16 protein-coding genes and 1 pseudogene are annotated in these 22,013 nt (G+C 66.8%); 6 read left to right on the top strand and 11 right to left on the bottom strand.

The genetic code is table 11. The annotated features are described in order from the left end of the window. Positions 1-44: 44 nt before the first annotated feature. Positions 45-1,517, bottom strand: a complete 1,473-nt coding sequence (locus BGI51_RS20990; protein WP_187979613.1) for an efflux transporter outer membrane subunit — start codon at positions 1,515-1,517, stop codon at positions 45-47. Positions 1,518-1,615: 98 nt separating this feature from the next. On the opposite strand from BGI51_RS20990, the gene BGI51_RS20985 reads away from it, so the two are divergent. From BGI51_RS20985 to BGI51_RS20965, 5 genes are all read left to right on the top strand, one after another. Next, on the top strand, positions 1,616-2,233 hold the full coding sequence (locus BGI51_RS20985) for a TetR/AcrR family transcriptional regulator (RefSeq protein ID WP_187979612.1): 618 nt from the start codon (positions 1,616-1,618) through the stop codon (positions 2,231-2,233). Positions 2,234-2,309: 76 nt separating this feature from the next. Further along, complete coding sequence (locus tag BGI51_RS20980; protein WP_187979611.1) at positions 2,310-3,425, top strand: efflux RND transporter periplasmic adaptor subunit; 1,116 nt, start codon at positions 2,310-2,312, stop codon at positions 3,423-3,425. After that, a complete protein-coding gene (locus BGI51_RS20975; RefSeq protein WP_187979610.1) occupies positions 3,422-6,520 on the top strand; it encodes an efflux RND transporter permease subunit in 3,099 nt (1,032 codons plus the stop codon). The genes BGI51_RS20980 and BGI51_RS20975 overlap by 4 nt, the downstream gene beginning before the upstream one ends. Positions 6,521-6,585: 65 nt before the next feature. Beyond that, positions 6,586-7,872 carry a beta-ketoacyl-ACP synthase II gene (gene fabF, locus BGI51_RS20970; protein ID WP_187979609.1) on the top strand — a complete coding sequence of 429 codons (1,287 nt, stop codon included), beginning with the start codon at positions 6,586-6,588 and terminating at the stop codon, positions 7,870-7,872. 338 nt (positions 7,873-8,210) lie between these two features. Next, positions 8,211-8,825, top strand: a complete 615-nt coding sequence (locus BGI51_RS20965; protein ID WP_187979608.1) for a TetR family transcriptional regulator — start codon at positions 8,211-8,213, stop codon at positions 8,823-8,825. A gap of 143 nt (positions 8,826-8,968) precedes the next feature. On the opposite strand, the gene BGI51_RS20960 is transcribed toward BGI51_RS20965, so the two are convergent. From BGI51_RS20960 to BGI51_RS20950, 3 genes are read right to left on the bottom strand one after another with little or no spacing between them, the layout of a single operon-like run. After that, positions 8,969-9,895, bottom strand: coding sequence for a sugar ABC transporter substrate-binding protein (locus BGI51_RS20960; protein WP_187979607.1), 927 nt, complete (start codon positions 9,893-9,895; stop codon positions 8,969-8,971). 46 nt (positions 9,896-9,941) lie between these two features. Further along, entirely contained in the window at positions 9,942-10,730 is a 789-nt protein-coding gene (locus BGI51_RS20955) for a TIM barrel protein (protein ID WP_187979606.1), read from the bottom strand. Between the two features lie 4 nt (positions 10,731-10,734). Next, positions 10,735-11,751: a Gfo/Idh/MocA family oxidoreductase gene (locus BGI51_RS20950; protein ID WP_187979605.1), complete on the bottom strand. Its 1,017-nt coding sequence runs from the start codon at positions 11,749-11,751 to the stop codon at positions 10,735-10,737. A gap of 182 nt (positions 11,752-11,933) precedes the next feature. Between BGI51_RS20950 and BGI51_RS20945 the strand changes: the two are divergent. Then, a pseudogene (locus tag BGI51_RS20945) lies at positions 11,934-13,918 on the top strand (sigma-54-dependent Fis family transcriptional regulator). A gap of 81 nt (positions 13,919-13,999) precedes the next feature. Here BGI51_RS20945 and BGI51_RS20940 read toward each other — a convergent pair. The 7 genes from BGI51_RS20940 to cydP form a co-directional block, all read right to left on the bottom strand. Continuing rightward, complete coding sequence (locus tag BGI51_RS20940) at positions 14,000-15,961, bottom strand: methyl-accepting chemotaxis protein (RefSeq protein ID WP_187979604.1); 1,962 nt, start codon at positions 15,959-15,961, stop codon at positions 14,000-14,002. A 434-nt stretch (positions 15,962-16,395) separates the two neighbouring features. Then, on the bottom strand, positions 16,396-18,357 hold the full coding sequence (locus tag BGI51_RS20935; protein ID WP_187979603.1) for a methyl-accepting chemotaxis protein: 1,962 nt from the start codon (positions 18,355-18,357) through the stop codon (positions 16,396-16,398). Positions 18,358-18,573: 216 nt separating this feature from the next. Further along, positions 18,574-18,870, bottom strand: coding sequence for a cyd operon YbgE family protein (locus tag BGI51_RS20930; RefSeq protein WP_187981374.1), 297 nt, complete (start codon positions 18,868-18,870; stop codon positions 18,574-18,576). Next, on the bottom strand, positions 18,857-18,973 hold the full coding sequence (gene cydX, locus BGI51_RS20925) for a cytochrome bd-I oxidase subunit CydX (protein ID WP_007158843.1): 117 nt from the start codon (positions 18,971-18,973) through the stop codon (positions 18,857-18,859). Before cydX ends, BGI51_RS20930 begins: the two co-directional genes overlap by 14 nt. A gap of 25 nt (positions 18,974-18,998) precedes the next feature. After that, the gene (cydB, locus tag BGI51_RS20920; protein ID WP_187979602.1) at positions 18,999-20,138 is read right to left on the bottom strand and encodes a cytochrome d ubiquinol oxidase subunit II; all 1,140 of its coding nucleotides are present in this window, start codon (positions 20,136-20,138) and stop codon (positions 18,999-19,001) included. Positions 20,139-20,148: 10 nt separating this feature from the next. Continuing rightward, positions 20,149-21,762: a cytochrome ubiquinol oxidase subunit I gene (locus BGI51_RS20915; RefSeq protein WP_187979601.1), complete on the bottom strand. Its 1,614-nt coding sequence runs from the start codon at positions 21,760-21,762 to the stop codon at positions 20,149-20,151. 33 nt (positions 21,763-21,795) lie between these two features. After that, the gene (cydP, locus tag BGI51_RS20910) at positions 21,796-21,939 is read right to left on the bottom strand and encodes a cytochrome oxidase putative small subunit CydP (RefSeq protein ID WP_187979600.1); all 144 of its coding nucleotides are present in this window, start codon (positions 21,937-21,939) and stop codon (positions 21,796-21,798) included. Positions 21,940-22,013: the final 74 nt, after the last annotated feature.

The raw sequence follows: 22,013 nt of genomic DNA, 5'->3' as shown, positions 1-22,013 counted from the left end.
GACAGCCGCTCGGACTGGCCCGGTGCAGCAGGTGCCGTCTTCTGCTATCGCAAACTCAAGGCGGCGGGGGAAGCGGATTGCCAGCCTCCGCCCAACGCCTTGAAAGTGCTTATTGCCGCCTGTGCGGCTGCCGTTTGCGCCTGTGCGGCTGCCGTTTGCGCCTGGGCACGTGCATCGGCCGTGCGTAGCAGGCGTTCATCGGCGTGCAGAACATCGACCAGGGGCAGCACGCCCTTCTGGTAGGCGAGGGTGGCGGCCTGGCGGGCCTGGCTGAGCGAGGCCTCGCCCGCCGTCAGCAGAGTGACCTGCTCTTCGCGCTTCAGCTGGCCGGTGAGGGCATCTTCGACGTCTTCGGTGGCGCGCAATGCCGCCAGCCGATAGGCCGCCAGCGATTCTGCGCGCTGTCCCTTGGCCGCCTGGATCTGCGCATCGATCCGGCCGAAGTCGAACAGCCGCCAGCGTACGCCCAGGGCACCGAGCGCCTGATTGGCGTCGTGGCTGAAGAGATTGCCACTGGAAATCGTGGTGGCGCTGCCGAGCAGAGCGCTCAGGGAGATCTTGGGATAGTACTCGGCCATTGCGGCGCCGATCCGGGCATTGGCGGCGGCCAGGCGGCGCTCGGCCGCGATCAGGTCCGGACGTCGACGGAGCAGGTCGGCGGGCGTGCCTGCCGTTTCGATGCGGGGGGCGTCGGGAATGGACGCGGCGCCAGCCAGTTGGGTACGCCAGGTGCCAGGTGGCGCCGCCAGCATCACGTCCAGTGCATTCATGGCCCGCTCCAGCGAGAACTCCAGGCCGGGTATCGAGGCCTGGACCTCGGCCAAGCCTCCTTCGGCCTGGCGTAGCTCCCGGTCGGTCGCCAGGTCCTTGCCGTTCAGTAGCCTGACCATCGACAGCAAGCCCTGCTGGGTGTCGACCTGATGGCGAGCGATCGCCAGGCGTGTCTGCAGTCCGCGGATGTCGACATAGAGATCGGCGGTCTGGGCAGCCACGGCAAGGCGCACGGCACGGGCACCCGCCACGCTGGCCTGGTAGTCGGCCCGGGCGGCTTCACGACCTCGGCGCAGATCGCCAAACACATCCAGCTCCCAGCTTGAGTCAAGATTGGCCTCATAGGAAGAACCGCTCCTGGCGTAGCCGGGCGCTGAATCGAGCACCCGTCCAAGCGGTGTTTCCAGCGACTGATAGGCACGACCGGCCTGGCCACCAAGATCGCCTGCCGGCAATAGCGCGGCATCGGCCGCCCTAAGGCCGGCGCGAGCCTGGGTAATGCGTGCGTCGGCCTGGACCAGATCGAGATTCTGCGCGAGGGCCTGGTTTACCAGGCGGCTCAGGAGCGGATCGTTGAAACGGTCCCACCAGCCAGCCAGCGCCTGATCGGCCAGGGGCGCTGGCCCCGGCTCCCGCTGGAAGTTTGCTGGAAGCGCAACTTCAGGGGCGCGGTAGTCAGGCCCCACCGTACAGCCGCTCGCCAGGGTGGCGCTGGTGAGCAGAATAATCTGGAGTCTGGAGCGCATGGGCTTTTATCCTGAGCAACGCCTGAACGGTTTTAGTGACTAAAGTGTATATTGGTCACCTTCCGCATCATTTTGCAACTGCCGGAACACCCAGCCCCATGACTACCGAATCCGTTTCCCCTGGCCAGGCTCGTGGACCGGCCGAGCACGACGTTCGCCACCAGATCATGGTGGCAGCGAAAGAACACTTCAGCCACTACGGCTACGAGAAAACCACGGTGTCCGAACTCGCCCGGAGCATCGGGTTTTCCAAGGCCTACATTTACAAGTTCTTCGATTCGAAGCAGGCGATTGGCGAGGCCATCTGTGCGGATTGCCTGAGCGGAATCGAGGCCGAGGCCAGGGCCGCGGTGGCCTCAGCTACCCAAGCCCCCGAAAAGCTAAGAAGGCTGTTTCAGAGCCTTCCGGCGGCAACCCTGCGGCTGTTTTCAGACGATCGAAAGCTTTACGAAATCGCCATTTCTGCGGCGTCGGGCCGCTGGCCGGCCACGATCAGCTACGAAGCGCGGATGCAGGAGCTGCTCAAGGAGATCCTGGTGCAGGGCCGCGGGGAAGGACAGTTCGAGCGCAAGACGCCGATTGACGACGTGACGATGGCGACCTATCTCGTGTTGCGACCCTATCTGAATCCGCTGATGCTCCAGCACAGCTTCGAGCATTTCGATGTCGCTCTTACCCAGCTGTCCAACCTGGTGCTGCGTAGCCTCTCGCCCTAAATTGTCTTGTGACTATTGACTAAAATGGTCACTAGTATCAAATTGCGCGCTCTGCTGGCATCCTCTCGGAGCTTCCATGTTCGCGCGCCGTCTGCTTTCCACCGCTGTGGGTGCTACCGTCCTTTCGCTGTCCCTTGGCGGTTGCAACGCCCCTTCCCAGGGCGATCCCCGCACGCAGGCGCCTTTGGTGCGAGCTGCGGTGGCGGAGCCCGCCGAGCGCGCTAGCCGCACCTTTACCGGCATCGTCGCCGCACGAGTGCAGAGCGATCTGGGCTTTCGCGTCGCCGGCAAGGTCGCCGAACGGCTGGTGGACATCGGTGAAACCGTCAAGCGCGGGCAGCCGCTGCTGAAGCTTGATCCCATCGATCTGCAACTGGCCCTGCAGGCGCAGCGCGAGGCCGTGGCCGCGGCCCAGGCGCGGGCCCGCCAGGCGGCGGGCGATGAGGCGCGCTACCGGGATCTACGGGGCACGGGGGCGATCTCGGTCTCCGGCTACGATCAGATCAAGGCTGCGGCGGATACGGCCAGGGCCCAGCTCAAGGCTGCCGAAGCCCAGGCGGAAGTCGCCTTCAACGCCAGCCGTTATACCGTCCTGGTGGCCGATGCGGATGGCACCGTGGTCGATACGCTGGCCGAGCCCGGGCAGGTCGTAGCCGCTGGACAGAGCGTGGTGCGCCTGGCTCGTGCAGGCGCCCGGGAGGTCGTCGTCCAGCTGCCGGAGACCTTGCGTCCGACGCTTGGCTCCCTGGCCCAAGCCACCCGTCTGGGCGCTGCGGAACAGCCGGGACCGGCTCGGTTGCGGCAGTTATCAGACAGCACCGACCGCGAGACGCGTACCTTCGAGGCGCGCTATGTGCTCGAAGGGACGCTGGCCAGTGCGCCCCTGGGCACCACTGTGAGACTGCGCATTCCGGAAGAGTCCGGGCATCGGGCGAATGCCTTGCAGGTGCCGCTGGGCGCCCTGTACGACGCGGGCAAAGGCGCGGGGGTCTGGCGTATCCAGGGCTCGCCCGGGCAGGTCGCCTGGGTACCCGTGCAGATTCGTCAGGTGTCGGATGACACCGCCCTGGTGGACGGCCCCCTCCTGCCGGGTGACAGGGTCGTGGCCCTCGGCGTTCATCTCCTTCACGAGGGCCAGGCGATCCGCCTGGCCACCACTGCCAACAGTGCCTTGGAAGGGAAGCAGCCGTGAGCGACAGCCGATTCAATCTGTCGGCGCTGGCCGTCCGCGAGCGCTCCATCACCCTGTTTCTGATCCTGCTGATCTCGGTCGGCGGGGTACTGTCGTTCTTCAAGCTGGGCCGGGCGGAAGATCCGGCCTTCACGGTCAAGGTCATGACCATCATCACGGCCTGGCCGGGGGCCACGGCGCACGAGATGCAGGATCAGGTCGCCGAGAAACTGGAAAAGCGCCTGCAGGAATTGCGCTGGTACGAGCGCTCGGAGACCTATACCCGTCCGGGCCTGGCCTTTACCACCCTGACGCTGCTCGACAGCACACCGCCGGCCGAGGTGCCCGAGGAGTTCTACCAGGCGCGCAAGAAGATCAGTGACGAAGCCAAGACCTTGCCCGCCGGGGTGAGCGGGCCAATGGTCAACGATGAATACGCCGACGTCACCTTCGCGCTCTTCGCACTCAAGGCCCGGGGCGAGTCGCAACGGCTGCTGGCACGCGAGGCGGAAACGCTGCGCCAGCGTCTGCTGCATGTACCGGGGGTCAAGAAGGTCAATATCCTGGGTGAGCAGACCGAGCGCATCTATGTGGAGTTTTCCCACGATCGCCTGGCGACCCTGGGCGTGGCACCGCAAGACATCTTCGCCGCGCTCAATGCCCAGAATGTCCTGACGCCCGCGGGCTCCATCGAAACCCGCGGCCCCGAGGTCTTCGTCCGTCTGGATGGCGCCTTCGAACAGCTCGATGCCATCCGCGACACCCCGGTGATCGTCAAGGGCCGCACCTTCAAACTGGCCGACGTCGCGACGGTGACGCGTGGCTATGAAGACCCGGCCACCTTCGTCATCCGCAGCGGTGGCGAGCCGGCGCTGCTGCTGGGCATCGTCATGCGCGACGGCTGGAATGGCCTGGATCTCGGCAAGTCACTTGAAGGCGAAGTCGGCAACATAAACGCTGAGATGCCCCTGGGCATGAGTCTGACCAAGGTGACCGACCAGGCGGTCAACATCGCCTCGTCGGTCGACGAATTCATGATCAAGTTCTTTGTCGCCCTGCTGGTGGTGATGGTGGTGTGCTTCGTCAGCATGGGCTGGCGGGTGGGCATCGTCGTGGCGGCCGCGGTCCCCCTGACGCTGGCGGCGGTGTTTCTCGTCATGGCCGCCACCGGCAAGAATTTCGATCGCATTACCCTGGGCTCGCTGATCCTGGCCCTGGGGCTGCTGGTGGACGATGCCATCATCGCCATCGAGATGATGGTGGTGAAGATGGAGGAGGGCTATAGCCGCGGCAAAGCCTCCGCCTATGCCTGGAGCCACACCGCCGCTCCCATGCTGGCCGGTACCCTGGTGACCGCCGTGGGCTTCATGCCCAATGGCTTTGCCCAGTCCGCGGCGGGTGAATACACCAGCAACATGTTCTGGATCGTCGGCATCGCGCTGATCACCTCCTGGGTCGTGGCAGTGGTGTTCACGCCCTACCTGGGCGTCAAGCTGCTGCCGGAGACCAAGACCGTCGAGGGTGGCCACACCGCGCTTTACGACACGCCGCGCTACCACCGCTTCCGCCGCGTTCTCGGCCAGGTGATTGCCCGCAAGTGGCTGGTCGCGCTGCTGGTGATCGGCCTGTTCGTGGCCGCCATCCTGGGCATGGCTGTCGTCAAGAAGCAGTTCTTTCCCATCTCCGATCGCCCCGAGGTGATGGTGGAGGTGCAGATGCCCTATGGCACCTCGATCAGCGAGACCGAACGGGCGACCGCCAAGGTCGAGGCCTGGCTTGCCCAGCAGGATGATGCCCGGATCGTGACCTCGTACATCGGGCAGGGTGCGCCGCGCTTCTTTCTCGCCATGAGTCCGGAGCTGCCGGATCCGTCGTTCGCCAAGATCATCGTCCGCACCGACAACCCCGAGGCCCGTGAAGCTCTCAAGATGCGGCTGCGTGACGCCATTGCCGCCGGACTCGCGCCGGAGGCACGGCTGCGGGTCACCCAACTGGTGTTCGGGCCCTATTCGCCGTTCCCGGTCGCCTTTCGCGTGAGCGGTCCCGATCCGCAGGTGCTGCGGCGGGTGGCCGCGGAGGTGGAGCAGGTGATGCGTGCCAGTCCGCTGATGCGTACCGTCAACAGCGATTGGGGCACGCGCACGCCGGTGCTGCGCTTCAGGTTGCAGCAGGATCGCCTGCAGGCCATGGGCCTGAGCTCCAGCGCCGTCGCGCAGCAGCTGCAATTCCTGCTCAGCGGCGTGCCGGTTACGGCGGTGCGCGAAGACATTCGCACCGTCCAGGTGGTGGCGCGCGCGGCCGGTGATGTTCGCCTCGATCCGGCGCGGTTGGGCGATCTCACCCTGGTCGGCGCCCAGGGCCAGCGCATTCCGCTGTCGCAGATCGGCGACCTGGAGGTGCAGCTGGAAGAGCCGCTCATGCGGCGACGCGATCGGGTGCCGACGATCACCGTGCGCGGCGATATCGCCGAAGAGCTGCAACCGCCGGACGTTTCCACCGCCGTGCTCCAGCAGCTGCAGCCGATCATCCAGCGCTTGCCGGCGGGCTATCGGATCGTACAGGCGGGCGCCATCGAGGAGTCGGGCAAGGCGATGGCGGCGATGCTGCCGATCTTCCCGCTGATGATCGCCTTGACGCTGCTCATCATCATCCTGCAGGTGCGTTCCATGGCCGCGATGATCATGGTCTTCCTGACCAGTCCCCTGGGGCTGATCGGGGTGGTACCGACCCTGATCCTGTTTCAGCAACCCTTCGGCATCAATGCCCTGGTCGGGTTGATCGCGCTGTCGGGCATCCTGATGCGCAACACCCTGATCCTGATCGGGCAGATCCACCAGAACGAGCAGGACGGCCTGCCCCCCTTCCAGGCGGTGGTCGAGGCGACCGTGCAGCGCGCAAGACCGGTGATCCTCACGGCGCTGGCGGCGGTGCTGGCCTTCATCCCCCTTACCCATTCGGTGTTCTGGGGCACCCTGGCCTACACCCTCATCGGCGGCACCCTCGCGGGCACCGTGCTCACCCTCGTATTCCTGCCGGCCATGTATGCCATCTGGTTCAGGATCAGGCCACCCGTCCGCGGTGATTCCCTGTCCTCCGATCTGCCAATTGCGCCTTGATCGGGCGCGGACAAGACACGAGGTCGCCCGCGGGCGCCTCGTCCATCGAGAGAAGAGGTAAGGCAATGCAAGGCAACGACAGAACACGCATCGTGGTGACCGGCCTGGGCACGGTCAGTCCGCTGGGCTGTGGCACCGACCAGGTCTGGTCTCGGCTGCTGGCGGGGCGCTCGGGCATAAGTCCGCTGCCGCCCGCGGTCAGCGACGGGGTGGGCAGTCTCATCGCCGGTCAGGTGCCGAGCCGCGCCGACGATCCGGAGGCGGGCTACGACCCCCTGGTGGCCATCGCCGCCAAGGATCTGAAGAAGATGGATCGCTTCATCGAGTTCGCTCTGGTGGCGGCCCAGGAAGCCCTCGGCCAGGCCGGCTGGCAACCGACCTGCGAGGCGCAGCGCGAGCGTACGGCGACCATCATCGCCTCCGGGGTGGGCGGCTTCGGCGCCATCGCCGAGGCGGTGCGGACCACCGACGCCCGCGGCCCGCGGCGGCTCTCGCCCTTTACCGCACCGTCGTTCCTGGCCAACATGGCGGCGGGCAACGTCTCCATCCAATACGGCTTCCGCGGTCCGCTGGGAGCGCCCATCACCGCCTGCGCCGCCGGTGTCCAGGCCATCGGCGACGCCGCCCGGCTGATCCGTAGCGGCGAGGCCGACATCGCCCTCTGCGGCGGGGCGGAGGCGGCGATCAATCGTGTGAGCCTGGGCAGCTTCGCCGTCGCCCGGGCGCTGTCCACGGGATCCAACGAGCGTCCGCAGGAGGCCTCGCGCCCCTTCGACCGGGAGCGTGACGGCTTCGTCATGGCCGAAGGCGCCGGGCTGCTGGTGATCGAGACCCTGGAGCATGCACTGGCACGGGGCGCCACACCCCTGGCCGAGCTGGTGGGCTACGGTACCAGCGCCGATGCCTATCACCTCACCGCCGGCCCGGAGGACGGCAGCGGTGCCCGTCGCGCCATGGCGCAGGCCCTGCGCCAGGCCGGCATCGATGCTGCCCAGGTTCAGCACATCAATGCCCACGCCACCTCCACCCAGGTGGGCGACAAGGGCGAGCTGGCGGCCATCCGCGCGGTATTTGGCGATGCGTCCCCGGTGGCCATCACCTCGACCAAGTCGAGCACCGGACACCTGCTGGGCGCCGCGGGGGGCGTGGAAGCCATCTTCACCGTGCTCGCCCTGCGCGACCAGATCGTGCCGCCGACCTTGAACCTGCACCACCCCGATCCCGCCGCGGAAGGCCTAAACCTTGTCGCCCTGCAGGCACGGCAGCTACCGATCGAATATGCCCTGTCCAACGGCTTCGGTTTCGGTGGGGTGAATGCCAGCGTGCTGTTCAGGCGTTGGACGGGGAGCTGATAGTTGCTGAACGCGCTTGCACGGGGAGCCCGGCCGGCCACGCGCGCGGCGGTGCACATGATTTCTGGACTCGCGTAGCGGTAGGAAGGGCGTTTCCCTGCGTCGTTTCAGATAAGAAATGAGTCCACCAGGAAGAGAAGGCTCTCTTCCTGTTTTTCTCCAGCCGCTGTCCAAAACCTGACTGGGCAGCCGGCACCCACGTAGCTCCCAGGAAAGACGAGTGCGCATCGGTGTAAGTGCCGAAGAGATGCGCTAGGTAAGCATACATGCAAGAATGTTTGTAAAAGACAGGCTAAACGTTAGACTGTCAAAACAGACGCCTTTGAAACGAGATAGCCATGCGCCGTACTAAAGAAGACGCTGAGCAGACACGCCAGACCATTCTGGATGCAGCCGAGGCGTTGTTTCTCACCAATGGTGTTTCACGCACCAGCCTCGAAATGATCGCCAGAGAGTGCGGGCTCACGCGAGGAGCGGTGTATTGGCACTTCAGGGACAAGGCGCAGCTGGTCCACGAGATGCTCAATCGCATCCGCATTCCGCTTGACGAAGTCACCCAGCAGCTGAGTATGGATGGGGAGGGCGATTGCCTGATGAGGCTGTACGAACTGTGCGTCGAGTGCATGGAGAAATTCGTTCAGCCGGGAAGGGAGCGTCGTGTCATGACCATCCTGATGCACCGTTGCGAATTCACTCAGGAACTGCAGGAAGTCGAACAGCGGGAAAATGCCCTGACCCGCGAATTCGTGGCGCTCGTCGAGCGCCTCTTCGATGGCCAACGGCAGCGCCTGGAGGCCGCGGTGACGCCGAGAAGTGCCAGCCTACAGCTGCATAGCCTGTTTTGCGGCACGCTGGCTGGCATCCTTCGTGACCAGGACATCTTCGCGCCGCTCATGGATGTACGGCTGATCTTCACCCTCTACTTCAGGTCGCTGGTGAAGGACTGGCCCTGACGGTGGACGAGCGGCGCGCCAGCGGAGCAAGGGACCGGCACTGACGCCTTGCTCCCACTGGACGCGGTACTGAGCTGTCCCGGGGGTTGGTTTTCAGCCTTCGAGGGGACGCTTCCCCGTTCAGGCCGGTGCGCTCCCGGTCGCTACTTGAAACGAGCGGTGTAATCCGCCAGGTTGCCGGGCGTGATCAGCTCGTACGGCACCCAGACATCCGCCTGGACCGGTTCCTTGCGGATCATCTTGAGCGCGGATTGCACCGCCTGCACGGCCTGGCCTCGTGGGTCCTGGAACACCGAGGCGGCCAGCAGTCCGCGCTTGATGGCCGCCTGCCCATCGGGCAGACCATCCACCCCCACCACCGGAACCTGACCCTTGCCCATTCCGGCCTGTTGCAGCGCCATGGCGGCGCCGATGGCCATCTCGTCGTTGTTGGCGACAATGGCGTCGAAATGGGTCCCGGCCGTCAGCCAGTTGCTGGTCAGGTCCATGCCCTTGCTGCGGTCCCAGTCCGCGTTCTGCTGGGCGATCACCTTGATGTCGGGATAGGCCTTGAGCGCTTCCTTGAGACCTTCGGAGCGGCCGCGGGTGGCATTCTGGGTCAACTCGCCCATGATCAGGGCGATGCTGCCCTTGCCGTTCAGCTGCTTGGCGATGAACTGCCCCTGCAACTGCCCGGCCTGCAAGTCGTCCGAGGCCACGGCGACCACCCCGGCGGGCAGCTTGGGATCGTCCGGGCGCCGGTTGACGTAAACCAGCGGAACCTTGGCCGTGGTGGCGGCGCGGGTAATGTTGACGGTGGCGGCGGTGTCCACCGGCAGCACGATCACGGCGTCCACGTTCTGCGCCAGGAAGCTCTGCACCTGGTTCAGCTGGCGAACGACGTCGCCCTGGGCATCCTCGAATTGCAGGCTGATCTTTTCCGCCTTGCCCGCCTCTTCCAGATTGCGGCGGACATAGGTCATGAAGTTGTCGTCGACCTTGGCGATGCTGACCCCGATACGGTAGTCGGCGAGGGCCAGGGGCGTCAGGGCGAAGGCGAAGGCGGCGCACAGCAGGTTGCGAAGCAGCATGTTCAGTTCCTCTTGTTGTTATGCGAGCGGAAGCATCTAGCGGGGACTACAGGGTGAAGGCCGTTCTGAAGCGCTCCAGGGCACGCTCGGTATCACCTTCGGCAGCCCAGCCTTCGAGGCCGACCACACCGCGATAGCCGAGCCTGGCGAGGGCCCGGGCAATGGCCGGGTAGTGAATCTCGCCGGTCCCCGGCTCACAGCGCCCAGGGACATCGGCTACCTGGATTTCTCCGATCGCCGACCCGGCCCGACGGATCAGCTCGATCAGGTTCCCTTCGCCGATCTGGGCATGGTAGAGGTCCAGGTTGAGCCGCAGGTAGGGACTGGCCACCGCCTCGATCAGGGCCAGGGTGTTTTCGGCGCGGGCGAAGGGCACACCGGGATGGTCCACCGCGGTATTGAGGTTCTCCAGCAGGAAGACCCGGCCGGCGGACTCGCCCAGGCGGGCGATCTCGGCGAGGGTGTCACGCGCCGCCAGCCAGTGATGGCCGCTCACCTCGGCCAGCGGCTTGACCGGCAGGCCGCGCGGGTCCAGGCCGGTGCCATGCAGATTGAGCGAGGGGCAGGCCAGGCGCTCGGCCACGGCCAGGGATTCCCGGGCACTGGCGAGCAGGGCGGCACGGCCTTCGGCGCTCACCAGGTCGCCTGAGACATAGCCGGTCATGGAGGTGAAGCGGGCGCCGGTGGCGGCCAGGGCGTCGATGTCATGGCGCGTCCAGTCCCAGATCTCCACGGCGAAGCCCAGGGCGTGCAGACGGCGGACCCGCTCGACGAAGGGCAGATCGAGAAAGACCATTTCGGCGCTGACAGCCAGGATGAAGGGCGATGAGGTCATGGCTTCACTCCGCGACGGCGACCGGCTGACCGGTCTGCACCGATTCGATGGCGGCCAGGGCGATGGCCAGCGCCGCCCGGGCATCGTGGCCGCCCACCGGCACCGGGGTGCCCTCGCGCACGGCATCGACGAAGGCGCGCAGTTCGGCCAGGTAGGCGTCGCGCAGCAACTCGGCGTCGGAGCGCTGGGTGGTCTGGCTGATGCCTTCGGCGCCGTAGCAGACCAGCTCGCTGGTCCGGGCGTCCCCGGCGGTCAGCATGCCCGCGCTGCCGAATACCTCGCCGCGCACGTCGTAGCCGTACACCGCCTGGAAGTTGGCCTCGGCGGTGGCAATGGCGCCGTTGTCGTAGCGAATAGTCACCACGGCGGTGTCCAGTAGGCCGCGGTCACGGAAATCGGGGCGCACCAGGGCGTCGGCCACCGCGTAGACCTGCACGGCGCGGGCGTCCGGATTGAAGAAGTTGAGGGTGTCGAAGTCGTGGATCAGGGTCTCGAGGAAGATGGTCCAGGGCTTCACCGCCGCCGGATTGTGCAGCGCCGGATCGCGGGTAAGGGAGCGCAGCAGTTGCGGTGTGCCGATCCGCCCCTGGACGATCAGCTCCCGAGCGCTGCGAAAGCTGTTGGCGAAACGCCGGTTGAAGCCCACCTGCAGGGCCACGCCAGCCTCCGCGCAGGCAGCGATGGCCCGGTCGGCCTCTTCCAGGGTCACGGCCATGGGTTTTTCGCAGAACACCGGCTTGCCGGCGCGGGCGGCGGCCACCACCAGCTCGGCATGGCTGCGGGCCGGGGCGACGATGACCACGGCCTCGACGGCGGGGTCTTCGATCAACGCCTGGGGGTCGGTGTGGATATGGGCGACGTCCAGGGTCTCGCCAAGCCGGGCAGCGGCGCCGGGCGCCGGATCGGCCAGGGCGACCAGCCGCGCGCCATGCAGGTGCCGAGCGAGGGCGGTGGCATGGAAGGTACCCATGCGACCGGTACCGATGAGGCCGAGGGCGAGGGAGGGGTTCGTCTGGGGCATGAGGCGTTCTCTTGTGGTTGTTATAGGCGTGGGCGATGCGCCCTACAGGGAGGGAGCAACCGCCATGCCAGGGCAGGAAAGGCAGCCAGGTCGCGGGCTGCAGGACTTGCCAGCCCGCATTTATGTCTATAAAAAAGACATGTCCAGCTGGACATGTCCAAAGGTTGGACGAGGAGCCGAAGATGCAGGAGCAGGTCGCCCCGAGCGAGCTGACGCGGGAATTGCAATTCGTCAGCGAGCTGCAGCGGCCGTCGGTCGCTGCAGGTGTTCAGCGCGAGCTGGATGCCGCCTGGGCGGACTGCCTGGCAGGGGCCGCTGAACTGGTCCCGGTGCGGCCGGTGATCCGGGCGTCCTGGCTGCGCAGCCGCGCGGCGGGCATCGTCGCGGAGGAATTCCACTACGAGTTCGTCGAGTCGCAGGAGCTGGCCCGCCGGCTGCAGCGGCAGCGCGAGCTGCTGGACATCGCCGCGCCGGTCATGGCCGAGCTGTTGCGCTACAACCCGGACGGGCACCTCAACCTGGCGGATGCCGAGGGCGTGACCCTGGCCGCCTGCGGGCTGGATCTCACCCCGCTGGGCAGTCGTCTGCTGGAGTCGGTGCAGGGCACCAACTGCACCGGCCTGGCCCTGCGCGAGCAGCGGCTGGTGTTCGTCCTGGCGGGCGAGAATTTCAAGCGCGAGCTGCGCGAGCGGCGGATGCACTGCGCCTCGGCACCGGTCCGCGACACCCAGGGACGGCTGCTCGGCGCCCTGACCCTCACCGCGGCGGTGGGCAACTTCCACTGCCATACCCTGGGCACGGTCCAGGCCGCGGCCGATGCGATCTCCCGCCAGCTGGCGCTCACCGCGCTGCTGGACGAGCAGCAGCGGGTGCTGGAGGTCCTCAACGAAGGCGTCATCCTGCTCGATGACGACCGCTGCATCCGTAGCCTGAACGGCTATGCGCGGCGCCTGCTGCAGCTCGACGATCCACAGCGGGGGCGCCCCTTCGCCAGCCTCATCACCCAGGACACCGACCTCGACCTCTGGTTGGATCGTCGCTGGGAACGCCAGGACCGCGACCTCACCCTGTTGCTACCAGACGGCAGCGGTTTGCCGTGCCTGGCCTCCGCCGCGCCCATCGCCCAGGGCGGCTGGGTGCTGTCGCTGCGAGAGAACCGCCGCATCCGCGAGATCACCCGCCAGCTGCTGGGCACCCGGGCGCGTTACAGCTTCAACGATATCCAGGGTCGCTCGCCAGCCTTGCAGAACGCCTTGCGCGTGGCTCAGGCAGCCAGCCACAGCGAAGCCACGGTGCTGGTACTGGGAGAAAGCGGGGTAGGCAAGGAGCTGTTCGCCCAGGCGATCCACAACGCCAGTGTCCGTCGCCATGGCCCCTTCGTTGCGGTGAACTGTGGCGCCATTCCACGCGACCTGGTGCAGAGCGAGCTGTTCGGCCATGTCGAGGGGCCTTCACCGGGGCTGCGCGTGGCGGTGCGGCGGGAAAGTTCGAGCTGGCTGATGGTGGCACGCTGTTTCTCGACGAGATCGGTGACATGCCCCTGGAGGCCCAGGCAAGCCTGCTCCGGGTGCTGCAGGAGGGCGAGGTGACCCGGATCGGTGCCAAGAAGGCCCAGGCGGTGGACGTCCGCGTCATCGCGGCCACCCATCGCGATCTCGCCCAGGCCGTGACCGGCGGGAGCTTCCGTGAGGATGTCTTCTACCGCCTCAACGTGCTTCCCCTGCAGGTACCGCCATTGCGGGAGCGTCGCGAAGACATTCCGCTGCTGGTGGCTACTCTGCTCAAGGCGCTGAGCCGTCACCTGGAGCGGCCGCCGCTGGCCATCGCGGACGAAGCGCTGACCTTGCTGCTGGCCCATAGCTGGCCCGGCAACGTGCGGGAGCTGGAGAACGTCATCGAGCGGGCGGTCAATCTGGCCCAGGGGCCGCTCATACAGCCGGGGGATCTGCCTCCCTCGTTGGTCGTCAGCACGCTATCCACGGATACCGAGGGCGAGCGTCTCACCCCCCTTGAAGCGGGGCAGCGGGACCTGATCCGTGCCACCTTGCAGCAGACCCGCGGCAACCTTCGTCAAACCGCGACCCAGCTCGGGATCTCGCGTGCCGGGCTCTATGTGAAGCTGCGCCGCTACGCCTTGAATCCGGCGGATTTCCGGCCAGGACGCTAAAGCCCGGCAGCACCCGACCGCAGCGCGCCAGGTGCTGGCGAGCGCGTTCCGGCCTGCCGCTCGCTGGCAGCCCCGGCAGCATCAGGCCACGTGGAAGCGACTCACCAGCGCTTGCTGCTGTTCGGCCAGGCGGGCCAGTTCGCGGCTGGTGACGGCTGTCTGCTCGGCACCGGCGCTGACCTGGATCACCAGCTCATGGATGTCGCTGACGTTGCGGCTGATGTCTTCGGCGACCTGGCTCTGCTGCTCGGTGGCCGAGGCGACCTGGATGGTGCGGTCGTTGATCAGGGTCACGCCCTCGGCGATCTCGCTCAGCAACTCACCGGCGCGGAGCATGTTGCCGGCGCCGGTCTGCACCAGGCCCAGGGTCTCCTGTATGGCCTCGGCGGCGCGGTCGGCGCCGCTCTGCAGGTGGCTGATCATCTGCTGGATGCTGCCGGTGGATTGCTGGGTCTTTTGCGCCAGGGAGCGCACCTCGTCGGCCACCACGGCAAAGCCGCGACCGGTCTCACCGGCGCGCGCCGCCTCGATGGCCGCGTTCAAAGCGAGCAGATTGGTCTGCCCGGCGATGCCATTGATCACGTCCAGCACCAGGGAAATGGCGTCGCTCTCCTGCTTGAGTTGGACGATGATCTGCGCGGTGCGCTCGGCCTGGCTCGACAGTCCCTGCACCAGGCCGATGGTGGCCTGCAATTCGCGGCGACCCTGACGGGCGTTGGCCTCGACCTGGCGCGAGCCCTCGGCGGCTTCGCTGGTACTGCGGGCGACGTCCTTGACCGTGGCGCTCATCTCGGCGATGGCGGTGACCACCTGATCGGTGCCCAGGCGCTGCTGGGCGACGTTCTGGCTGGTCTGGATGGCCACGGTCGAGGCCTCTTCGGCGGCGGTGGCAACCTGCAGGGTTGCCGCCCCGATCTCCTGGATGAGCTGGCCGAGTTCCTGGCTCATCAGATTGAGGTTGCCGGTGATGGTGCCGAATTCGTCCCGGCCCTGGTAGCCGCAACGGGCGCTGAGGTCGCGGGTCGCCAGGCGGGTGAGGGTGCCGTTGACCTGTTCGACCGCCTGCCTGATGGTGCGGATGACCAACCACGCCAGCACCGAGACGGCCAGCAGCAATACCAGCATCAGGCCGAGGGTGGTGCGGAGATCGCGGCTGGCGCCGGCGCGTGTCAGCTCGGTGGTGGCGATGATGTCTGCGCCCAGTTGCGTTTCCAGCGTGCCCAACTGATCGATGCGCCGGGTGGCCAGGTCGAACCAGCTGTCCGGCTGCACATTCAGCGGTCTGCCCGGCGTCGTGTAGAGCGCACGCCGCTGCAATTGCGCCAGCTCCAGGGCAGCGGGCTGCTGGAGGATGTTGTCGAACCGCTGGACGACCTCGGGTGCGGACCTCTGCCTGAAGGCGTCGGCATAGGCGGTGAATTCGCCGAGTGTGCGCGCGATCTGCACCAGTATCGGCAAATCCAGCCGATTCCTGCTGAAGGCTATGCCCAGCAGCGCGCGCTCGCGGCCAGCCCGTTCCTTCATCTCGACGAACAGATTCAGGGCATTCAGGGCGCGCTTGATCGCCGGATCCGCCACCTCGGCTTCGAGCTTGCTGTTGTAGCCGATCAATGCCTGGATCATCTCGGTATAGGCGGCACTGGACTGGGTCCCGCTGATCGTCAGGCCGTCCACGGTGGTGCGCACACCGGGCAGGCCGTCGAGGAGCTTCAGCACGGGTTGCAGGGCGGCATCGTCGCCGGCCGCGAGTGCGCGCAAGGCGCCTTGGGCCTGGTCGCTGTCCTGGCGATAGGTCCGCAGGTCGTCGCGCAGGGCCGTGCCGCCACTGCTGAGAAAGATGCCGCTGGCGCCCCGTTCACGCTGCAGGCGGGTGATCAGGGCGCTGACGCCTTGCGCCGTGGCGCTGGCGGTCACGGTGTGATCCAGGTTCTCCAGTATCTGGTAGCGCTCCGTTAGGAAGAGACCGCAGATCAGCAGAAAACCCGTCAGGGGCAGGAGCAGGATCAGCAGCAGCTTGGTACTCAGGGCGGCGTTCTTCAGCATCGGTCAGTCCTTTGAGAGAGGACCATCGCGCCTGCTGGGACGCGACGGTTCAGTTCCAGAAGCGGTCACCACGCAGGCATCGCCGGCCGAAAGGATCAGGTGATCAAGGTGGGCTATCGACGGCAGAAATACCCGGGTCGCAGCGGCCTGCGGAGGTCCACTCAAAACGCCTGCAAGTAGCGTGCTAGAGCGGTAGAAGGCTTCGGGTGCCGGCGCGAACGGCTGCTGGGCCGCCGCAGACGACTGACGTCCGGATGGGTCGCGGTGAGCGAGGCGGGGCAGTGACGGGCAGGAAGGCAGCGGACGCCCAGCGGCAGGCGACTGGGCTGCGCGGAGAGGATGTCGCAGAACGGGAACGGCCGGCTGCAGCGCAGGGATGGCGGGGAGGACCTGGATCGGTCCTCCGCTCTGGCGGTCGAGCGCCGGGAGGGGGTTCAGGCCACCCGGAAGCGGCCGACCAGCGCCTGCTGCTGTTCGGCGAGACGCGCCAGTTCGCGACTGGTGACGGCGGTCTGCTCGGCACCGGCGCTGACCTGGATCACCAGGTCATTGATGTCGTTGACGTTGCGGCTGATCTCTTCGGCGACCTGGCTCTGCTGCTCGGCGGCCGAGGCGACCTGGATGTTGCGGTCGTTGATCAGGGTCACGCCCTCGGCGATCTCACCCAGCAGCTCGCCGGCGCGGACCACGTTGCTGGCACCGGTCTGTACCTGGCCGAGGGTCTCCTGCATGGCCTGGGTGGCGCGGTCGGAGCCGCTCTGCAGATTGCTGATCATCTGCTGGATGCTGCCGGTGGATTGCTGGGTCTTCTGCGCCAGGGAGCGCACCTCGTCGGCCACCACGGCGAAGCCTCGACCGGCTTCACCGGCGCGGGCGGCTTCGATGGCGGCGTTGAGGGCCAGCAGGTTGGTCTGCTCGGCAATGCCGCGGATCACGTCCAGCACCGAGGAGATGGCGTCGCTCTCGTGCTTGAGTTCGCCGATGATCTCCGAGGTCCGCTCGGCCTGCACCGACAGCCCCTGCACCAGGCCGATGGTGGCCTGCAATTCGCGGCGACCCTGGCTGGTGTTGCCCTCTACCTGGCGCGAGCCTTCGGCGGCTTCGGTGGTGCTGCGGGCGACGTCCTTGACCGTTGCGCTCATCTCGGCGATGGCAGTGGCCACCTGGTCGGTGCCCAGACGCTGCTGGGCGACGTTCTGGCTGGTCTGGAGGGCGACCGCCGAGGCCTCTTCCGCGGCGGTGGCGATCTGCACGGTAGCCGCGCCGATCTCCTGGATCACCTGGCCCAGCTCCTGGCTCATCAGGTTGAGGTTGCCAGTGATGGTGCCGAACTCGTCCCGGCCCTGATAGGCGCAGCGGGCGGTGAGGTCGCGGGTGGCGAGGCGGGTGAGGGTCGCGTTGACCTGCTCGACCGCCTGCTTGATGTTGCGGATGATCACCCAGGCCAGGGCCGAGACGGCCACCAGCACCAGCAGCACCAGGCCGAGGGTGATCCAGAGGTCGCGACTGGCCTTGGCGCGGGCCTGCTCGGCCTGGGCGCCGACGCTGGCGCCGAGGTCCGCCTCGACCTTGCCCATCAGATCGATGCGCTGGGTGGCCAGGTTGAACCAGTCTTCCGGCTTGACGCCCAGGGCGTCGCCCAGGGGGACGGTGAAGGCCAGTTGCTGGAGGCGGCTGACTTCCTGGGCGCTGGGTTGCTTGAAGGTGTCATCGAGCTGGCGGATGAACTCGGGCGTGGCCTTGCGCTCGAAGGCGTCGGCATAGGCGGAGAATTCGCCCAGGTTGCGGGCGAAGCGCGACAGCAGACCGGCGTCGAAGCGATTCTGGTTGAAGGCCAGGCCCAGCAGCACACGCTCGCGACCGGCGCGCTCCTTCATCTCGACGAACAGGTTGAGGGCGCCCAGGCCGCGCAGGATGGCCGGATCGTCGACACCGGCTTCCAGCGAATGGGTGTAGCCGATCAGCGTCTTGATCAGATCGGTATAGGCCGCACCGGACTGGGTGCTGTTGAGCGCCAGGCCGTCGACCCTGGTGCGCAGATCGGCCAGGCCGTCCAGGGCCCGTAGCAGGCTCTGGATAGCGGCATCGCTGTCGCTGGCCACCGCCTTGAGCGCGCCATGGGCCTGGTCGCTGTCCTGGCGGAAGGTCTTGAGCTTGTCCTGCATCGACTTGCCGCCGCTGCCCAGGAAGACGCCGCTGGCGCCCCGCTCACGCTGCAGGCTGGTGACCACGGCGCTGATGCGCTGCGCCGTGGCGCTGGCGGTCACGGTGTGCTCCATGTCCTTGAAGGTTTCGTAGCGGTCGGCGGTGTAGAGTCCGGAGATCACCAGGAATCCAGCCAGCGGCAGGAGCAGGATCAGCAGCAGCTTGGTACTTAAGGGGGCATTCCTGAGCATCGTGGCATTCTCTGAGGCGTTCAGCGGGTACGCCGGCGGCAAGCGAGGAGCCGGCACGGGCAAGATCGATTCCGGTTATGTCGGCACCCGCAGACGAACCTTTATAGTCAGATTATTCATCCACGGGAGTGAGGCGGCGCGAGTAGCGCGGCCAGGCGGTACGGCGGCTGATGAAGACGGCGCCCGGGAAGGCCGGGCGCTATCGTCAGACGTCAATCAGCCCAGTTGCGCCTGGAAGAGCAGGGCGTAGCCGAGCACCAGCAGCGGCCAGCCCAGCACCGGCCCGAACACCAGGCGCCACAGCCAGAGCCGCGGCACGAAACCGACGCCATGGACCAGGCCGGCGGAGACACCCAGCATGACACCCATCAGCAGTGGATGGCTGTAGTGGCCGCTGGCGTCGAGCATCAAGCCCGGGTGAATCATCAGCAGCAGCGCCAGGGGCGCCGCCAGCAGCAGGGACAGCGTCCGTCCTAGTGGGTGGACGCGGGGCAGGGCCTCAGCACTCGGCATCGTCATGGACATCGAGCTCCCGGGTGCTTTCCAGCCAGAGGGCGTTGATGATGCCGAAGCTCGCGGCGAGCAGGACACCGAGGATCCAGGTGAAGTACCACATGAAGGAGTCTCCTTGAGATCGGTGATCAGTAGAGGCCGTGGGGGTTGGCGTCGATGAAGCGGTCATCGACCTTGCCCCACATGCGCACGTAGCTCCACAGGGTGTAGGCCAGGATGAGCGGCACGAAAATGGCCGCGGCGACGAACATGATGCCCAGGGTCTTGTGGCTGGAGACGGCGTCCCAGACCGTCAGGCTGGAGGCCGGGTCCAGGCTCGACGGCAGCACGAAGGGAAACAGCGCGCAGCCGGCGGTGGCGAGGGTACCGACGATGGCCAGGGACGTGCCGGTGAAGGCCAGGCCGGCCTGGCGCCAGCTGCTGCCGAGCAGCGCCAGGACGCTGCCGAGCGCCGCCAGCACCGGGGCGAGCAGGGTCAGCGGCTGGGTATGGTAGTTGGCCAGCCAGCCCGGATTGCCGGTGGTCACCACCTTGTGCAGGGGATTCAGGGCGCTGCCCGGATCGCCCTGGCTGACCAGCACGTAGCCGTCGAAGCCATAGGCCAGCCAGACACCGGCCAGGCCGAAGGTGACGAGGTGGAGCAGGGCGCTCAGGCCAGTGGCGCGACGGGCGCGCTCGCCCAGCGCCTGGTGGGTGCGCAGCATCAGCCAACTGCCGCCATGGGCACAGAGCATGGCCAGGCTGACCAGGCCGCTGAGCAGGGCGAAGGGGTTGAGCAGGGCGAAGAAGCTGCCGCTGTAGGTGGATCTCAGGGTGTCGTCGAGCTGGAAGGGTACACCCTGGAAGAGGTTGCCGAAGGCCACGCCGAACACCAGTGCCGGGACCAGGCTGCCGGTGAACAGGCCCCAGTCCCAGGCGCTGCGCCAGCGGGTGTTGTCCAGCTTGCTGCGGTAGTCGAAGCCCACCGGGCGCAGGAACAGCGCGAAGAGCACCAGCAGCAGCGCCCAGTAGAGGCCGGAGAAGGCCGTGGCATAGACCAGCGGCCAGGCGGCGAAGAGGGCGCCACCGGCGGTGATGAACCAGACCTGGTTGCCGTCCCAGTGCGGCGCGATGCTGTTGATGGCGGCGCGGCGCTCCTTGTCGGTCTTGCCGATCAGGGGCATCAGGATCATGGCACCCATGTCGAAACCGTCGGTGAGGGCGAAGCCGATCAGCAGCACGCCGATCAGCACCCACCAGGTGAGCTTGAGCACTTCATAGTCGAACATGGCGGTCTCCTCAGACGTTGGCCGGAGCGGCGGGCCTGGCCACGGCGGCCTGGCGCAGGGCGTCGCCGACCTGGGCAGCGCGTTCGTGGTAGTAGCGACCACTGTGCAGGCTGCTCGGGCCGAGGCGGGCGAAGCGGATCATCAGGTACAGCTCCACGATCAGCAGCAGGGTGTAGAAGATCACCAGGGCGCCGATGGAACCGAGCAGATCGCCCGCGGCCAGGGTCGAGGCCGACAGATGGGTAGGCAGCACCTCGCTGATGGTCCAGGGCTGGCGGCCATGCTCGGCGACCCACCAGCCGGTCTGGGTGGCGATCCAGGGCAGCGGCAGGCTGAACAGGGCCCACTTCAGCAGCCAGGGCTTCTTCAGCTCGTTGCGCCGGGTCGAGGCCCAGAAGGCGCAGATGAACAGCGCCAGCATCAGCACGCCGCTGGCGACCATGAGGCGAAAGGTCCAGAACAGGCTGGCGACGCCGGGAATGGTGTCCCGCGCGGCCTGGCGGACCTGGTCGGGGGTGGCGGTGACGGGATCGTTGACGTATTTCTTCAACAGCAGGCCATAGCCCAGGTCGTGCCTGCGCGCGTCGAAGGCGGCGCGGGTGGCGGCGGAGTCATCGCCGGCGCGCAGTCGCTCCAGCAGGGCGTAGGCCTGGGCGCCATTGCGGACGCGGGCCTCGTATTGAGTGACCAGGTCCTTGATGCCGGTGACCTGTTCGGTGGTGGAGCGGGTGGCGATCAGGCCCATCAGATAGGGGATCTTCACCGCATAGTCGGTGCGCATCTCCTGTTGATTGGGGATGCCGAACAGGGTGAAGGAGGCCGGGGCTGCCTCGGTGTTCCACTCGGCTTCGATGGCGGCCAGCTTGACCTTCTGGACCTCGCCCACGCGATAGCCGGATTCGTCGCCCAGCACGATCACCGAGATGACCGCGGCAGTACCGAAGGCGGCGGCCACGGCAAAGGAGCGCCGGGCAAAGCCGATGTCGCGACCCTTGAGCAGGTAGTAGCTGGAGATCGCCAGCACGAAGATGGCGCCGGTGACGTAGCCCGAGGCCACGGTGTGGACGAACTTCACCTGGGCCACGGGGTTGAGCAGCAGGGCGCCGAAGTCGACCAGCTCCATGCGCATGGTCACGTAGTTGAATTCGGCGCCGACCGGATTCTGCATCCAGCCGTTGGCCACCAGGATCCACAGGGCGGATAGATTCGAGCCCAGGGCCACCAGCCAGGTGACCAGCAAGTGCTGACCCTTGGACAGGCGATCCCAGCCAAAGAAGAACAGCCCGATCAGGGTGGATTCCAGAAAGAAGGCCATCAGGCCCTCGATCGCCAGGGGCGCGCCGAAGATGTCGCCGACGTAGTGGGAGTAGTAGGCCCAGTTGGTGCCGAACTGGAACTCCATGGTCAGGCCGGTGGTGACGCCCAGGGCGAAGTTGATGCCGAACAGCTTGCCCCAGAACTGGGTCATGTCCTTGTAGACCTGTCTGCCGGTCATCACATAGACCGACTCCATGATCCCCAGGATCACCACCAGCCCCAGGGTCAGGGGCACGAAGATGAAGTGATACAGCGCGGTCATGCCGAATTGCAGGCGTGACAGGTCCACGACGGATTCCGAGATCATCCCGGCAATCTCCTCAAGCTAAAGGAAGGGGTGCTAGTCCAGCAGGTGGGCGCTGACCGCCTGGGTGGCGTCGGGCGGGACCGTGGGGGCGCTGAACCAGAGGCTCCTGATCGCCATCAGCAGCGCCAGCTTGATCAGCAGGATGACCAAGAGTTCTTTGACCAGGCGTCCGTTCATGGCGACCTCGTGAGCCGTGGCGCCGCTCCGGGCGGAGTGGCGACTGCCTGCAGGATGCGCCTGCTGGCCCTGGG

The sequence above is a fragment of the Pseudomonas oryzihabitans genome (assembly GCF_014522265.1).
GTDB classification, from domain to species: Bacteria; Pseudomonadota; Gammaproteobacteria; order Pseudomonadales; family Pseudomonadaceae; genus Chryseomonas; species Chryseomonas aestiva.
Note: the sequence above shows the minus strand (reverse complement) of the source record. Positions and strands in the feature narration are given on the sequence as shown.

Coding starts and splice junctions, on each gene's coding strand:
- BGI51_RS20935 (WP_187979603.1), bottom strand. CDS start 18,357: ATGCTCAGGAATGCCCCCTTAAGTACCAAGCTGCTGCTGATCCTGCTC.
- BGI51_RS20985 (WP_187979612.1), top strand. CDS start 1,616: ATGACTACCGAATCCGTTTCCCCTGGCCAGGCTCGTGGACCGGCCGAG.
- BGI51_RS20960 (WP_187979607.1), bottom strand. CDS start 9,895: ATGCTGCTTCGCAACCTGCTGTGCGCCGCCTTCGCCTTCGCCCTGACG.
- BGI51_RS20980 (WP_187979611.1), top strand. CDS start 2,310: ATGTTCGCGCGCCGTCTGCTTTCCACCGCTGTGGGTGCTACCGTCCTT.
- BGI51_RS20940 (WP_187979604.1), bottom strand. CDS start 15,961: ATGCTGAAGAACGCCGCCCTGAGTACCAAGCTGCTGCTGATCCTGCTC.
- BGI51_RS20965 (WP_187979608.1), top strand. CDS start 8,211: ATGCGCCGTACTAAAGAAGACGCTGAGCAGACACGCCAGACCATTCTG.
- BGI51_RS20930 (WP_187981374.1), bottom strand. CDS start 18,870: ATGCCGAGTGCTGAGGCCCTGCCCCGCGTCCACCCACTAGGACGGACG.
- BGI51_RS20990 (WP_187979613.1), bottom strand. CDS start 1,517: ATGCGCTCCAGACTCCAGATTATTCTGCTCACCAGCGCCACCCTGGCG.
- cydX (WP_007158843.1), bottom strand. CDS start 18,973: ATGTGGTACTTCACCTGGATCCTCGGTGTCCTGCTCGCCGCGAGCTTC.
- cydB (WP_187979602.1), bottom strand. CDS start 20,138: ATGTTCGACTATGAAGTGCTCAAGCTCACCTGGTGGGTGCTGATCGGC.
- BGI51_RS20950 (WP_187979605.1), bottom strand. CDS start 11,751: ATGCCCCAGACGAACCCCTCCCTCGCCCTCGGCCTCATCGGTACCGGT.
- cydP (WP_187979600.1), bottom strand. CDS start 21,939: ATGAACGGACGCCTGGTCAAAGAACTCTTGGTCATCCTGCTGATCAAG.
- BGI51_RS20915 (WP_187979601.1), bottom strand. CDS start 21,762: ATGATCTCGGAATCCGTCGTGGACCTGTCACGCCTGCAATTCGGCATG.
- fabF (WP_187979609.1), top strand. CDS start 6,586: ATGCAAGGCAACGACAGAACACGCATCGTGGTGACCGGCCTGGGCACG.
- BGI51_RS20955 (WP_187979606.1), bottom strand. CDS start 10,730: ATGACCTCATCGCCCTTCATCCTGGCTGTCAGCGCCGAAATGGTCTTT.